The sequence below is a fragment of the Pseudogemmobacter humi genome (genome assembly GCF_900609055.1).
In the GTDB taxonomy this organism is placed as follows: Bacteria; Pseudomonadota; Alphaproteobacteria; order Rhodobacterales; family Rhodobacteraceae; genus Pseudogemmobacter; species Pseudogemmobacter humi.
In genome coordinates this window covers 87,667-102,784 of sequence record NZ_UXAW01000029.1, presented here as the reverse complement: position 1 = coordinate 102,784, position 15,118 = coordinate 87,667, and the positions used below count along the sequence as shown (strand labels likewise).

Genomic DNA, 15,118 nt, shown 5'->3' with positions numbered 1-15,118 from the left:
AAAATGATCAGCAAGACTGAACACGATCATCAGCACCACGATCATTCGGCCCACGGCCATGAGCAGGGGCACGCGGCTGCGGCACCGGACAGTGCCCACAAGGTCCAGGACCCGGTCTGCGGCATGATGGTCGACCCGCACACGACCGCGCACAAGGCCGAACATGCGGGACGACCCTATTACTTCTGCTCGGCAAGTTGTCACGAGAAATTCCTGGCCGATCCGGAACGCTATCTCGACCCCGCCGCCGCGACGGAAAGGGCCGAGCCGGTGCGCGACGGGACGATCTATACCTGCCCAATGCATCCCGAGGTCCGGCAGGTCGGTCCCGGGTCGTGCCCGATCTGCGGCATGGCGCTGGAACCGGTGCTGGTCAGCCTCGATGCCGGGCCGAACGAGGAACTGATCGACATGACGCGTCGGTTCTGGATCGGTCTGGTGCTGACGCTGCCGGTGTTCGTACTGGAGATGGGCGGCCATCTTCTCGGTCTGGACCACCTCATCAGCCAGCGGACCTCGAACTGGATCCAGATGCTGCTGGCGACGCCTGTGGTGCTGTGGGCCGGTTGGCCATTCTTCCAGCGTGGCTGGCAGTCGCTCGTCAACCGCAGCCTTAACATGTTCACGCTGATCGCGATGGGCACCGGAGCTGCCTGGATCTACAGCATGGTGGCGACGCTCGCGCCCGGCATCTTTCCTGACCAGTTCCGGCAGCATGACGGGTCGGTGGCGGTCTATTTCGAGGCGGCGGCGGTCATCACCGTCCTTGTCCTACTCGGCCAGGTTCTGGAATTGCGTGCGAGAGAGAGCACCAGCGGCGCGATCCGCGCGCTGCTCGACCTCGCGCCCAAGACCGCGCGGATCATTCGTGACGACGGGACCGAGGAGGAAGTGCAGCTCGACAGTGTCCATGTCGGCGACCGGCTGCGGGTGCGGCCCGGTGAGAAGGTGCCGGTCGATGGTGAGGTGATCGAGGGCCGCAGCGCCGTCGATGAATCGATGGTCACGGGCGAATCCATGCCGGTGACAAAGGAGGCCGGTTCCAAGGCCATCGGCGGCACCATGAACCAGTCCGGCGCGCTGGTGATCGAAGCGCGCAAGGTCGGGCGCGACACCATGCTGTCGCAGATCGTCCAGCTTGTCGCCGAGGCGCAGCGGAGCCGCGCGCCGATCCAGCGGCTGGCCGATCAGGTGTCGGGCTGGTTTGTCCCGGCGGTGATCCTGGTCGCGATCCTCGCCTTCGTGGCCTGGTCGATCTGGGGGCCGGAGCCGCGCTTCTCCTTCGGTTTGATCGCGGCGGTCTCGGTGCTGATCATCGCCTGCCCCTGTGCGCTCGGGCTGGCGACACCGATGTCGATCATGGTCGGCGTCGGACGCGGGGCGCAGGCCGGCGTGCTGATCAAGAACGCCGAGGCGCTGGAACATATGGAAAAGGTCGACACCATCATCGTCGACAAGACGGGCACGCTGACCGAGGGCCGGCCCGCCGTCACCGCCATCGTTCCTGCGCCCGGCTTCACCGAGGCGGAAGCGCTGCGCCTTGCCGCCAACGTCGAGCGGGCCAGCGAGCATCCGCTGGCGCTGGCCATCGTGCGCGCGGCGGAAGAGCGCGGGCTCGATCTCGCGCCGGTCGTGGACTTCGACTCGCCCACCGGCAAGGGCGCCTACGGCACGGTCGAGGGCAAGCGCATCCCCCTTGGTAACGCGAAATTCCTCGCCGAGCAGGGCGTCGATGTCACACCGCTGGCCGATGAAGCCGACCGGCTGCGCGCGGACGGGGCAACGGCGATCTTCATGGGCGTCGATGGCCAGGTGGCGGCGATCTTCGCCATCGCCGATCCGGTCAAGCCCTCGACCCCCGAGGCGCTGGCGGCGTTGAAGGCGCAAGGTATCCGGGTGGTCATGCTGACCGGCGACAACTGGACCACGGCCAAGGCGGTCGCCCGCCAGCTTGGCATCGACGAGGTCGAGGCGGAAGTCCTGCCCGACCAGAAAAGCGCGGTCGTGCAGCGGCACAAGGCCGCCGGCGAGGTGGTGGCCATGGCCGGCGACGGCGTCAACGACGCGCCGGCGCTGGCGGCGGCGGATGTCGGCATCGCCATGGGCACCGGCACCGACGTCGCGATGGAAAGCGCGGGCGTCACGCTGCTCAAGGGCGATCTCACCGGCATCGTCCGCGCCCGGCGGCTGTCGGAGGCCGTCATGGGCAACATCCGCCAGAACCTGTTCTTCGCCTTCATCTACAACGCGCTCGGCGTGCCGGTGGCAGCGGGGGTGCTCTATCCGGTCTTCGGCCTCCTGCTGTCGCCGATCATCGCCGCGGCAGCCATGGCGCTGTCCTCGGTCAGCGTCATCGCCAATGCCGCGCGGCTGCGGAGGGTGAAGCTGTGATGATCGGCGGCACCTGCTCACTCCTTCGTGCCTCGTGTCCAGACCGGGACTTTGAGGCAACGCAATCCATGAAACGAGGCTCAACGATGAGAAACGCTCACCCCATCACCCGCCGCGCCATTCTGGCCGCTGCCGGCGCGCTCCCGCTGCTGATGTCCACCATCGGCCGGGGGCATGCCGAGGCGCTGCCTCTGGTGAGCGTCACCAAGGATCCGTCCTGTGGCTGCTGCGACGGCTGGGCCGCGCATATCGAGGCTGCGGGGTTCCCGGTGCGGGTCGTGGAATCCGCCGATATGGGCAGCCTCAAGCAGCGGCTCGGGGTGCCGGCGGAACTGGCGTCCTGCCACACCGCCGAGGTGGGCGGCTATGTGGTCGAGGGCCATGTGCCCGCCGCCGCGATCCGTCGCCTGCTGGCCGAGCGGCCCCTTGCCACGGGGCTGGCCGTTCCCGGAATGCCCGCCGGCTCGCCCGGCATGGACTTCCCGGGTGTCGAGCCGGAGCCGTATGAAGCGTTCCTGTTCGGCCCGACCACGCGGAGCTTCGGCCGCTTCCTCGGTCCGCGGGAAATCTGACACGGGGTTGCCGATATGACCGCACGGCTTGCGCATGACCCGAAACAGCACTTGGCCGAGGCGGCTTGCCTCCGTCCGCGGGGCTGCCTCCCGGCGTCGGGTGGCGCGCGACGTGAACGCGACAGCGCGCTGACCCGGCGTGCGACCGGAAAGGAAGCTGGCGCATGAGCGGGCGGGCGCGATCTGTTTTCCGGGCAGATTGCTCTCGGTTACGCCGGTTTGCGATCTGCATCCTGCTGCTTGCCATCGGCGCCCTGGTTTTGCAGGCCCCGGCACATGCCAGCTCCGCCGGTCACGCCATCGACCAGCAACAGGCCGCCCCTACGGCAAGCCACTGCGCCGGGCATCACCTGCCGGACGACCATGGCGCGGATCCTGGTGCTGGCTGCGTGAGAGCCGACGGCAGCCCAAATCTGGCGGATTGCTGCCAGATCTGTCTGACCGCCGCGATTCTCGTCGCGCCGCCGGAGTTCGGCCCGCCGGTGAACGGCGAGGTGTTCACTGTTTTGCGCCCTGACCCGCACGACCGCTCACCCGAAGGCATCCTGAAGCCGCCACGTCTCATCGCCGCGTGATGCGCAGGGATCGCCGCGAGTTGTCTGCGGCCGATCCGGCGCCAGTCCGAAAGACCAACGAACAGACGGAGACCCGCGCCCGCTAGCCCGGGCCGGCGCTCCGGAACCAAAGGATGAGATCAATGAACCGCACCACAATCGCCCTTGCTGTCAGCCTGCTGGCAGGCCTGCCGGGAGCTGCTCTCGCGCAGGCCGGGCATGACGCCCACCACCTGGCAACCCCGCCTGCGCAGGTCGAGCAGACGCCCGCGCCAACGCCGCCTGCGGGCCGGATGTCCGCCATGCAAGGGATGATGCCCGAGCAGTGCCGGGCCATGATGCAGGCCATGACCCCGGAATGCGTGGGGGCCATGCAGCAGATGATGCAGGGCGGGATGATGCAGGGAATGACGAGCGCGCCGAACGCCGGGGCGGCCCCGGCGAACGAAAGCCTTCCAGATTTCACGCGGGCCTATGTCGAGGCGATGGACGCGATGCACGCGCCGATGATGGACGGCGTCATGGCGGACGATCCGGATGTCGCCTTCGTCCGCGGCATGATCCCGCATCATCAGGGCGCGATCGACATGGCCAGGATCGTCCAGCAATTCGGCGACGATCCGCAAACGAAAGAATGGGCGGCCCAGATCATCGAGGCGCAGGAACGCGAGATCGCCGAAATGCAGGCATGGCTGGCGGCGAACGCCGGCGACGCACTGGCCGCGCTCGCCCAGACCGGCGGGACCGTCTGGTCCGCCAATGAAGGCGGCAACTCCATCAGCGCCATCGATCTCGGCACCGGAGCGGTCCAGACCGTTTCCATCCCGGTCGCACCGCACAACGTCGATCTGACGCCCGACGGCAAGCTGCTGCTGGCGGTCGGTGATCCGGCCGCCGAGGCGGATCACGGGTCCGGCGGACATGGTCACGGCGCGGAAGGCGCCGCCGAGGGTCAGCTGGTCATCCTCGATCCGCAGAACTTGTCGACGCCCAAGGCGACTGTTGCAGTGGGCTCGCACCCGGCCCATGTGGTCGCCGACCGGCAGGGCCGCGCTTTCGTCTCGCTGGCTGGCGGCGACGAGATCGCCGTGGTCGACCTCGCAAGGGCTGAGGTCATCGGGCGCATCCCGACGGGCGATTATCCGCACGGCCTGCGGCTAAGCCCGGACGAGACGCAGCTTTATGTCGCCAATGTCGAAGACGGGTCCGTGTCCGTGATCGACACGCAGGCACTTTCCGAGGTTGCGCGCATTCCGGTCGGGTCCGCGCCCGTGCAGGTCGCGTTCACCCCTGCGGGCGATCGGGTCTATGTCTCGCTTCGCGACGAGAACCGCGTCGCCGTGATCGACACCGCATCCCGCGAGGTCACGCGCAGGATCGACGTCGGCCCGCACCCGATTCAGACGTTCGTGACCTCGGATGGGGCCTATGTCTATGTCGCCAACCAAGGCACCGAGGCCGCGCCGAACGATACCGTGTCGGTGATCGGCACCGCGACCGGTCAGGTGGTGAAGACCCTCACCACCGGCGGTGGCGCTCATGGCGTGTCGGCATCGGCCGATGGGGCGTTGGTGTTCGTGACCAACATTGCCGACGATACGGTGTCGATTATCGACGTGAGGAGACAGGAAGTAGGCAAGACAGTGCCGGTCGGCGATCGCCCGAATGGCATCGTCTACGGTAGCGGAAGCCGATAGTTGGTAGGTGCCGGAGCGCATGCGCTCCGGCACTCAATCTAGAGAACATTGTTGACTTATTATAGATGCCAATCAATGGCTTGGAAGTGCAATTGTCAGTGCGGCCACGGAGATAGTGTGGATTTGATCCTCCTAAACGAGGCCCTCTCCAAAATGGATGCCCCTGTCAAATGTTTGGCATCCACGCTGAAGCCTTCAGTTGGACGCAAGTCAGCGCACAAATCCCGCTTCTGGCGTCGAGGCGACCACATTCATGGGTGCGAAAGATTCTAAAAAGCAGTCCTACCTCTCAGTCCGATCGAATCAGCCGCAAGCCTGCCAGTGGCCCGCTGACCAAGTGACTGATGAGGCTCACCGCCGTTTTCCTGTATTTGCACGCCACGCTACTACGACGGTCGAAACTTGTTGAAACGACCCAATTTGGGTCTCTTTTAGTGATCCCCATCCGGGGATCGTCTCTCGCCTCCTCGGTGGAACGGGGACGAGATGGCAGGCATCGACCACAAACAGGCAACGGTGGACCGCGGCGCGCGTATGCTCCGGACGGCGCTCGGGCCTGCCATCTCAGCCCTGCTGCAAGATCCGTCCGTCGTCGAGGTCATGCTGAACCCCGATGGCCGGATCTGGGTGGACCGGCTGTCCGAGGGACTGACCGATACCGGCGAAAGGGTGGCGCCTGCCGATGGCGAGCGCATCGTGCGCCTGGTCGCCCACCACGTCGGCGTCGAAGTCCACACTCGTAGCCCCCGCGTGTCGGCCGAACTGCCCGAGACCGGCGAGCGCTTCGAGGGATTGTTGCCGCCGGTCGTGTCCGCGCCCGCCTTCGCCATTCGCAAGCCCGCCGTCGCGGTGTTCACCCTCAATGACTACGTGGCGGCCGGCATCATGTCCGCCGGTCAGGCGGAAACGCTCCGCGAAGCCGTCCAGACGCGTGCGAACATCCTCGTCGCCGGTGGCACGTCCACCGGCAAGACCACGCTGACCAATGCGCTGCTAGCCGAAGTGGCCAAGACGCAGGATCGCGTCGTCATCATCGAGGACACCCGCGAGCTGCAATGCGCGGCGCCCAATTTGGTGGCGATGCGGACCAAGGATGGTGTCGCCACGCTGTCCGATCTGGTGCGCGCCTCGCTGCGGCTGCGCCCCGACCGCATCCCGATCGGTGAGGTGCGCGGTGCCGAGGCGCTCGACCTTCTCAAAGCCTGGGGCACCGGGCACCCCGGCGGCATCGGCACCATCCATGCCGGTTCCGGCATTGGCGCGCTGCGCCGCCTCGAACAACTGATCCAGGAAGCCGTCGTCACCGTTCCGCGCGCCATGATCGCCGAAACCATCGACCTCGTGGCCGTCCTCGCAGGTCGTGGTTCCGCACGGCGGCTTGTCGAACTCGCCCGCGTCGAAGGACTGGGGCCGGACGGCGACTACCGGATTTCCCCCGCCTTTTCAGAACCCGACACCGCTCACAACACTGGAGACACCGCATGATCCGTCGCGCTTTCCGTATCCACCATCACATCGCAACCGCCGCCTCCTTCGCCTGGGTGAGCCTGATGACGGCGCCCGCCTGGGCATCGGGCTCCTCCATGCCCTGGGAAGCCCCGCTGCAATCCATTCTCGAATCCGTCGAAGGGCCGGTGGCGAAAATCGTCGCGGTGATCATCATCATCGTCACCGGGCTGACGCTGGCCTTTGGCGACACCGGCGGCGGCTTCCGCCGTCTGATCCAGATCGTCTTCGGCATCTCTATCGCCTTTGCTGCGTCGAGTTTCTTCCTCTCGTTCTTCAGCTTCGGCGGCGGGGCGCTGGTCTGATGGCGGCGAGTTTCGAGGCACTCGACGCAGTGCCGGGCTTCAGCGCGCCGGTTCACCGTGCCCTGACCGAGCCGATCCTGCTCGGTGGAGCACCCCGCAGCGTCGCGATCCTGAACGGCACGCTGGCCGGGGCAGTCGGCCTTGGCCTGCAACTCTGGTTCGCCGGCATCCTGATCTGGGCCATCGGCCATATCGCGGCGGTCTGGGCGGCGAAACGCGATCCGTTCTTTGTCGAGGTCGCGCGCCGCCATCTGCGCTTGCCCGGCCATCTCGCGGTGTGAGGACGAGAGCCATGATGAACCTTGCCGAATATCGTCGCACTGCCTCCCGCCTTGCCGACTACTTGCCGTGGGTAGCGTTGGTGGGTGATGGTATCATCCTGAACAAGGATGGCAGCTTTCAAAGGACGGCGAAGTTTCGCGGTCCCGATCTGGATTCCGCGGTCGCGGCCGAACTGGTCGCCGTGGCGGGGCGGCTGAACAACGCCTTTCGCCGGCTCGGCTCCGGATGGGCGATCTTCGTCGAGGCGCAGCGCTCGGAGGCCGCAACCTATCCAGAGAGCCGCTTCCCAGATCCGGCCTCGGCGCTGGTCGATGCCGAGCGTAAAGCCGACTTCGAGGAAGAAGGCAGCCACTTCGTCTCCGGCTACTATCTCACCTTCCTCTGGCTGCCGCCCGCCGAGGATGCTGCGCGCTCCGAGTCCTGGCTTTACGAAGGGCGCGAGACCTCGGGCGTGAATCCCTGGGAACTGGCGCGCGCATTTGCAGATCGCACCGACCGGGTGCTGGCGCTGCTCGACGGCTTCATGCCCGAATGCCGCTGGTTCGATGACGGCGAGACCCTGACCTACCTGCATTCGACGATCTCGACCAAACGGCATCGCGTCGCCGTGCCGGAGACGCCGATCTATCTTGATGCGCTGCTGGCCGATCAGCCGCTGGCCGGAGGTCTGGAGCCGCGCCTCGGCAATCACCACCTGCGGGTGCTGACCATCACCGGCTTTCCGGGCACCACCACGCCGGGCCTGCTCGATGAGATGAACCGGCTTGCCTTTCCCTATCGATGGTCCACGCGCGCGATCCTGATGGACAAGACCGACGCGACGCGGCTGCTGACGAAGATCAGGCGGCAATGGTTCGCAAAGCGGAAAAGCATCGCCGCCATCCTCAAGGAGGTGATGACCAACGAGCAATCCGCTTTGGTCGACACCGACGCCGCCAATAAGGCCGCCGACGCCGACATGGCCTTGCAGGAACTCGGCGCAGATGTCGCCAGCGTCGCCTATGTCACCGCAACCGTCACGGTCTGGGATGAGGACACCCGCCGCGCCGATGAGAAGCTGCGGCTGGTCGAAAAGATCATCCAGTCTCGGAACTTCAGCGTCATGGTCGAGACGGTCAACGCCGTCGATGCCTGGCTCGGCAGCCTGCCCGGCCATGCCTATGCCAATGTCCGGCAACCGCCCATCAGCACGTTGAATCTCGCCCACATGATCCCGCTTTCGGCGGTGTGGGCGGGCGAGAGGCGGGACGATCACTTCGGCGCACCCCCGCTGCTCTACGGCAGGACCGAAGGATCGACCCCGTTCCGGCTTTCTCTTCATGTCGGCGATGTCGGACATACGCTGGTCGTCGGGCCGACCGGCGCCGGCAAGTCGGTGCTGCTGGCGCTCATGGCGCTGCAATTCCGCCGCTATCCGCGCTCGCAGGTCTTCGCCTTCGATTTCGGCGGGTCTATCCGCGCCGCCGTTCTCGCCATGGGTGGCGACTGGCACGATCTCGGCGGCGAGTTGACCGATGCTTCCGAGACGTCCGTTTCGCTGCAACCGCTGGCGCGCATCCATGAAACGGCGGAACGCGCCTGGGCCGCCGACTGGATCGTCGCCATCCTGCGGCGCGAGAATGTCCAGATCACCCCCGATGTGAAGGAACACATCTGGACAGCGCTGACCTCACTTGCCTCCGCGCCGGTCGACGAACGCACCATCACCGGCCTCGCCGTGCTGTTGCAATCCAACGACCTGAAGCAGGCGCTGCGTGCTTACTGTGTCGGTGGCCCCTATGGGCGGCTGCTCGATGCCGAAAGCGAACATCTGGGCTCGGCCGATGTGCAGGCCTTCGAGATCGAGGGGCTGGTCGGGACCGGCGCGGCCCCGGCCGTGCTGTCTTATCTCTTCCATCGCATCGGCGACCGTCTCGACGGCCGGCCGACGCTACTGATCATCGACGAGGGCTGGCTGGCGCTGGACGACGATGCCTTCGCGGAGCAACTTCGCGAATGGCTGAAGACGCTGAGGAAGAAAAATGCCTCGGTCATCTTCGCTACGCAAAGCCTGTCCGACATCGACAATTCCGCCATCGCGCCGGCGATCATCGAAAGCTGCCCGACACGCCTTCTGCTGCCGAACGAGCGTGCCATCGAGCCGCAGATCACATCCATCTATCGTCGTTTCGGCCTCAATGACCGCCAGATCGAGATCCTCGCGCGGGCAACGCCGAAGCGCGACTACTACTGCCAAAGTCGCAGAGGCAATCGGCTGTTCGAGCTGGGGCTCAGCGAAGTGGGCCTCACCCTCTGCGCCGCCTCCTCGAAATCCGATCAGGCGCTGATCGGTGACATACACGCTGAGCATGGCCGCGACGGATTCCTCGCCGCCTGGCTGAAAGCGCGCGGCGTCGAATGGGCGGCCGAGCTGATCCCCGACCTCAGCAATCTCGCGATCGACAACGAGGACCTGTCGCCGCTCATCCTCGTCGATGACGAGTTCGAATTCACCCTGGAAGAAGAGGAGATTACCCCATGACGCGGACGATGCCCCGGATGTCCCGGATGGCCAGCGCCTCCATGCTCGCGCTGACGCTGGCCTTGCCCATCACGCTCACCCCCATGCTGACGAGCCCTGCCCATGCCTGGCGCATCGTCTATGATCCGTCCAACTACGCGCAGAACGTGCTGACGGCAGTGCGCACGCTGGAACAGATCAACAATCAGATCACCAGCCTCCAGAACGAGGCGCAGATGCTGATCAACCAAGCCCGCAATCTCGCGAGCCTGCCCCACAGTTCGCTTCAGGCGCTTCAGCAGAACGTCCAGCGCACCCAGCAGCTTCTCGGACAGGCGCAGAATCTCGCGTTCGAGGTTGGCCAGATCGACCAGGCGTTCCAGAGCCAATATGGCAATGTTGCGCTCTCGTCGACCGACGCCCAACTGGTCGCCGATGCCCGCTCCCGCTGGGAGAACACCGTCGGCGGCTTGCAGGACGCCATGCGCGTTCAGGCCGGTGTCGTCGGCAATATCGACAGTAACCGGGCCGAGATGGCCACGCTCGTCGGTGAAAGCCAGGGAGCAACCGGAGCACTTCAGGCGACCCAAGCTGGCAACCAGCTCCTCGCCCTCCAGTCGCAGCAGCTCTCCGACCTGATCGCGGTCATCTCGGCCAATGGCAGGGCCGATGCCCTGTCCGAGGCCGAACGGGCGACCGCCGCCGAGCAGGGGCGTATCCAGCGCCAGAGGTTTCTGACGCCGGGGGCCGGCTACCAGCCCGGCAACGCGCAGATGTTCAACTGAGAAAAGGAGGGAGGCCATGGAAGGGAAGGTGCTGGCCCGGATCGCGGCCATCGTGTTCGTCGCCGTCGCCATCACGGCGACCGTCATAGAGATGACGCGCGAGGACGTCTCCACCGTGCCCGCACCTTCCGCACCTTCCCTCCAGCCACCGACCGATCCGCTGCGCGAAGGACAGCGCCGCTGCCAACGGTTGGGAGAGGCTGCGGCCAACGACGCCGAATGCCTGCGCGTCTGGGCCGAGACTCGCGACCGCTTCCTCGGTCGCGCACCTGCGCCCGCGACGGCTGCACCAATTGGAGGGCGATGAGCCATGGGCGGAACGGGGGTCATCGACAATTTCCTTGGCATATTCACCAGCTACATCGACAGCGGTTTTGGCCTGCTCGGTGGCGAGGTGGCATTCATTGCCACCACCCTCATCGTCATCGACGTGACGCTCGCCGCGCTGTTCTGGGCATGGGGAGCCGATGATGATGTGATGGCCCGTCTGGTGAAGAAGACCCTCTTCGTTGGTGTCTTTGCTTACATCATCAGCAACTGGAACAATCTCGCCCGGATCGTCTTCGAGAGCTTCGCCGGCCTCGGCCTGATGGCGTCCGGCACCGGGTTTTCCGCTGCCGATCTCCTCCGGCCCGGCCGTGTCGCCCAGACGGGCTTGGAGGCAGGTCGGCCTTTACTCGAATCCATTTCCGATCTCATGGGCTGGATCGCCGTCTTCGAAAACCTGGTGCAGATCCTCTGCCTGTTCTTCGCCTGGGCGCTTGTCATCCTCGCTTTCTTCATCCTGGCGATCCAGCTCTTCGTCACCCTGATCGAATTCAAGCTGACGACGCTTGCCGGCTTCGTGCTCATCCCCTTCGGCCTCTTCGGTAAGACCGCTTTCATGGCGGAAAGGGTCCTGGGCAACGTCATCTCCAGCGGCATCAAAGTGCTGGTCTTGGCCGTCATCATTGGCATCGGCTCGACGCTATTTGGCCAGTTCACCGCCGGCTTCGGTGGGGCGACACCAACCATCGACGACGCCATGGCCATCGTGCTGGCCGCGCTTTCCCTTCTCGGCCTCGGCATATTTGGCCCCGGCATTGCGACTGGCCTTGTCTCGGGTGGTCCGCAACTCAGCGCCGGCGCAGCCGTAGGCACGGGCCTTGCCGTCGGCGGCGCAGCGATTGCCGCCGGGGGCGCAACCATGCTCGCCGCGCGTGGTGGTTCTGCCGCCCTTTCCGGCAGTGCCGCACTGGTGCGTGGCGGCGCCTCGGCCGCCGGCGCGGCCTCGTCGGCCTATACGCTCGGCTCGATGGGCGGGTCCGGAAAGTCAGGCATCGCTGGCGGGCTCGGCGGTGTGGCTCATGCAGGTGCCTCCGCAGCCATTTCCCCGCTCAAGCGCGCCGCAAGCCGTGCCACCGATAGCCTGAAATCCAGCTACGCCGATGGTGTTCGGGGGGGTGTCGCGGCCACCGGCGGCAGCTCCACGATGGGCACCCTCGGCGGAGGCCAACCTCCGTCCCCTGCAACTCCAACCTCCGCTGAGGGTCCGCCAGCCTGGGCGCAACAGATGCGCCGCAGCCGGGCGATGAGCCACGGCGTCACCGCCGCTGCCCATGCCGTCCGGGCCGGCGACAGCCATGGTGGTGGATCCTCTGTCAGTCTTTCGGAAAGCGATAGATCATGAACCCCTTCAAACGACCGACGACCCATTTCGGCAAGACACCCGAGCCTGAGACGCCCTACCAGAAGGCTGCCCAGATCTGGGACGAACGCATCGGTTCCGCCCGCGTGCAGGCGAAGAACTGGCGATACATGGCATTCGGCAGCCTGATTCTGTCCGCCGGTTTTGCAGGCGCCCTTGTCTGGCAATCGGCGCGCGGGACGGTCGTCCCCTGGGTGGTCGAGGTCGATAACCTCGGCCAGGCGCAGACTGTGGCGGCGGCGGTTGCGGACTATCGCCCGACCGATCCACAGATCGCCTTCCATCTTGGCCGTTTCATCGAGCAGGTCCGCGCGATTCCTGCCGATGCGATCATCGTCCGGCAGAACTGGCTTCGCGCCTACGACTGGACCACAGACCGGGGCGCGGCGGCGCTCAATGATTATGCCCGCGCCAATGACCCGTTCTCTCTCGTCGGGCGGCAGCAAGTTGCGGTTGAGGTGTCGTCGGTCATCCGCGCCTCACCGGACAGCTTCCGCGTCGCCTGGTCTGAGCGCCACTACGAGAACGGCCAGCTTTCGGCAACCGAGCGATGGACCGCCATCCTGACCATCGTGATCCAGACCCCGCGTAACGCCGAGCGTCTACGCGCCAATCCCCTTGGAATTTATGTGAACGCGATCAACTGGTCGCGGGAGATGAGTCAATGACTTCCTCGGCATCTCGTCAGGCCGCAACTCTGGCTTTCCGTAAACCCGCTTCACCAGCCTTACGGAAACTCGGCCTTCCGGCTTTGCTGCTTTCCGCAACCATGCTGGCGGGCTGTGCCACCAATCGCACGCCGCAATTCGCCTATGACGACAATGTGCCGCCGCTACCGGCTGCGCAGGCGATCGCCACCAACGACACGCCCCGGCCACTCCACACGCCACCGGCCTGGACGGTGGCGCGGGGCGGAACTGCGGCAAATACTCCTGACGGCAGGGTGCAGAATGCCAATGCCGCAGCCCGCGTCGAACCGCGCCGGGAGGGCTACTACAATGCCATCCAGATCTATCCCTGGTCGGAAGGCGCGCTTTATCAGGTCTATGCCGCAGTCGGGCAGATCGCCACCATTGCGCTGGAGCCAGGCGAGAGCCTGACCGGCGCGGGACCGATCGCCGCCGGTGATACAGCGCGGTGGATCATCGGTGACACCGAGAGCGGTTCTGGCCCGACCCGCCGCGTGCATGTGCTGGTGAAGCCGACCCGGCCGGACATCTCTACCAACCTTGTCATCACCACCGACCGCCGGATCTACATGATCGAGCTGCGGGCACGCGAGGCCCTTTATATGCCCTCCGTCGCCTGGGCCTATCCCGCCCCTCAGCCGGGGCGTCGTGTTGCCACGCCATCAGCGCCGATCATCCCCGCTGAGGCCGCTCGCAACTACCGCTACGGCTTGCAGGTGCAGGGCAGCAGCCCACCTTGGCGGCCGGTTTCGGTTTTCGACGATGGCCGCCGGGTCTATGTCGTGTTTCCTCGCGGCATCGTTCAGGGCGAGATGCCGCCGATCTTCGTTCTCGGCACGAACGGCGAACCGCAGATCGTCAACAGCCGCATCCACCAGAACGTCCTGATCGTGGACCGCCTGTTCGGCGCGGCGGAGTTGCGTCTTGGAAGCGGCGATCGCCAGCAGGTCGTCAGGATCGTCCGAATGGAACAGACCCAGGCCGCAGCCCGGCCAGCCGGCGTGACAACGGGAGGATCGCCCTCATGAGCGACTCTGACACGGTAGCACCCATGCGATTGCGCGCCGAGCCGCCCCGCGTCACCCGCCTGTCCCGCAAGGTGCTGGCAGGCGTAGGCGCGGTTGCGCTTCTCGGCATCGGCGGCGCGCTGATCTACGCGCTGCAAACTCGCGATCCCAGCCAGGGAGGCGGTGAACTCTATTCGACCGAGAACCGGCCCACGGCGGACGGGCTATCCGGCCTGCCGCGCGATTATACCGGCCCCGTCTTGGGGCCGGCATTGCCGGGAGATCTCGGCCGTCCGATCCTTGAGGCGCAGAACCGGGGCCAGCCAGTCGTGCCGCCGACCATCACGACACCTTCTGTCGATCCCGAGGAGCAACGACGACTTGCCGAGGAAGAAGCCGCACGGTTGAGCGGTGTGTTCTTCCAGTCAGGCCCGCGCACGGTAGCGTCGGCCGGAACGGCCATGCCTGGCCTTGCCGGTCTTGGCCTTGGACAGCCGGACGGGCAGAGCCGCCATGCCACTTTCCTCAATGGACCCGTGGACCGGCAGACCGTCGCGCTGGATCGTGTCACGCCGCCGACCTCTCCCTACATCCTTCAGGCCGGGGCCGTGATCCCCGCCGCGCTCATCACCGGCATCCGTTCCGACCTTCCGGGCCAGATCACCGCGCAGGTGACGGAGAACGTCTATGACAGCCCGACCGGCTCGCTGCTCCTGATCCCGCAAGGGACGCGGATCATCGGCCAGTATGATGACGGCGTGACCTTCGGCCAGCGCAGGGTGCTCTTGGTGTGGAATCGCCTGATTCTGCCGGGCGGCGGTTCCATTGTCCTTGAGCGCCTGCCGGGCGCGGACGCCAGCGGCTACGCCGGCCTTGAGGATGGTGTCGATTATCATTGGTGGGATCTGATGAAGGCCGCAGGGCTGTCCACGCTGCTCGCGGTCGGCACGGAGCTGGCGACGAGCGACGAGAACCGGCTTATCCGCGCCATCCGCGACGGCGCGCAGGATACCGTCAATCAGGCGGGCCAGCAGATCGTCCAGCGCCAGTTGCAGGTCGCGCCGACGCTCACGATCCGGCCGGGCTTCCCGGTCAGGATCATCGTCACCCGCGACCTCGTATTTAAGCCGACAGGAGGTTGAC

The 15,118-nt window shown here is 66.0% G+C and carries 14 protein-coding genes; all 14 read left to right on the top strand.

Annotation, left to right across the window (positions count from 1 at the left end; all coding sequences use genetic code 11):
* Positions 1–3: 3 nt before the first annotated feature.
* The 14 genes from XINFAN_RS00945 to XINFAN_RS00880 all read left to right on the top strand — a co-directional run bounded on the left by XINFAN_RS00945 (position 4) and on the right by XINFAN_RS00880 (position 15,117).
* Complete coding sequence (locus XINFAN_RS00945; RefSeq protein WP_124084657.1) at positions 4–2,391, top strand: heavy metal translocating P-type ATPase; 2,388 nt, start codon at positions 4–6, stop codon at positions 2,389–2,391.
* A gap of 86 nt (positions 2,392–2,477) precedes the next feature.
* The gene (locus XINFAN_RS00940; RefSeq protein ID WP_094463122.1) at positions 2,478–2,963 is read left to right on the top strand and encodes a DUF411 domain-containing protein; all 486 of its coding nucleotides are present in this window, start codon (positions 2,478–2,480) and stop codon (positions 2,961–2,963) included.
* Positions 2,964–3,127: 164 nt separating this feature from the next.
* Complete coding sequence (locus tag XINFAN_RS00935) at positions 3,128–3,538, top strand: hypothetical protein (RefSeq protein WP_124084656.1); 411 nt, start codon at positions 3,128–3,130, stop codon at positions 3,536–3,538.
* A 122-nt stretch (positions 3,539–3,660) separates the two neighbouring features.
* Positions 3,661–5,214 (top strand): CopM family metallochaperone, encoded by a 1,554-nt coding sequence (copM, locus tag XINFAN_RS00930; protein WP_199286331.1) that lies wholly within the window; start codon positions 3,661–3,663, stop codon positions 5,212–5,214.
* Positions 5,215–5,748: 534 nt separating this feature from the next.
* Positions 5,749–6,699, top strand: coding sequence for a P-type conjugative transfer ATPase TrbB (gene trbB / locus XINFAN_RS00925; protein WP_435530835.1), 951 nt, complete (start codon positions 5,749–5,751; stop codon positions 6,697–6,699).
* Positions 6,696–7,025, top strand: a complete 330-nt coding sequence (locus XINFAN_RS00920) for a TrbC/VirB2 family type IV secretion system protein (RefSeq protein ID WP_094463118.1) — start codon at positions 6,696–6,698, stop codon at positions 7,023–7,025. The genes trbB and XINFAN_RS00920 overlap by 4 nt, the downstream gene beginning before the upstream one ends.
* A complete protein-coding gene (locus XINFAN_RS00915; protein ID WP_094463117.1) occupies positions 7,025–7,306 on the top strand; it encodes a VirB3 family type IV secretion system protein in 282 nt (93 codons plus the stop codon). The genes XINFAN_RS00920 and XINFAN_RS00915 overlap by 1 nt, the downstream gene beginning before the upstream one ends.
* 11 nt (positions 7,307–7,317) lie before the next feature.
* Positions 7,318–9,828, top strand: coding sequence for a conjugal transfer protein TrbE (gene trbE, locus XINFAN_RS00910; RefSeq protein ID WP_094463116.1), 2,511 nt, complete (start codon positions 7,318–7,320; stop codon positions 9,826–9,828).
* Positions 9,825–10,592, top strand: a complete 768-nt coding sequence (gene trbJ, locus XINFAN_RS00905; protein ID WP_199286330.1) for a P-type conjugative transfer protein TrbJ — start codon at positions 9,825–9,827, stop codon at positions 10,590–10,592. Before trbE ends, trbJ begins: the two co-directional genes overlap by 4 nt.
* Before the next feature lie 16 nt (positions 10,593–10,608).
* Positions 10,609–10,899, top strand: coding sequence for a putative entry exclusion protein TrbK-alt (gene trbK-alt / locus XINFAN_RS00900; RefSeq protein ID WP_094463115.1), 291 nt, complete (start codon positions 10,609–10,611; stop codon positions 10,897–10,899).
* A 3-nt stretch (positions 10,900–10,902) separates the two neighbouring features.
* Positions 10,903–12,261 carry a P-type conjugative transfer protein TrbL gene (gene trbL / locus XINFAN_RS00895; RefSeq protein ID WP_094463114.1) on the top strand — a complete coding sequence of 453 codons (1,359 nt, stop codon included), beginning with the start codon at positions 10,903–10,905 and terminating at the stop codon, positions 12,259–12,261.
* Positions 12,258–12,947: a conjugal transfer protein TrbF gene (gene trbF / locus XINFAN_RS00890; RefSeq protein WP_094463113.1), complete on the top strand. Its 690-nt coding sequence runs from the start codon at positions 12,258–12,260 to the stop codon at positions 12,945–12,947. Before trbL ends, trbF begins: the two co-directional genes overlap by 4 nt.
* Positions 12,948–13,048: 101 nt before the next feature.
* Positions 13,049–13,996: a P-type conjugative transfer protein TrbG gene (trbG, locus tag XINFAN_RS00885; RefSeq protein ID WP_435530834.1), complete on the top strand. Its 948-nt coding sequence runs from the start codon at positions 13,049–13,051 to the stop codon at positions 13,994–13,996.
* Positions 13,993–15,117 (top strand): TraB/TrbI/VirB10 family type IV secretion system protein, encoded by a 1,125-nt coding sequence (locus tag XINFAN_RS00880; RefSeq protein WP_094463111.1) that lies wholly within the window; start codon positions 13,993–13,995, stop codon positions 15,115–15,117. Before trbG ends, XINFAN_RS00880 begins: the two co-directional genes overlap by 4 nt.
* The last annotated feature ends 1 nt before the right edge of the window (position 15,118 follow it).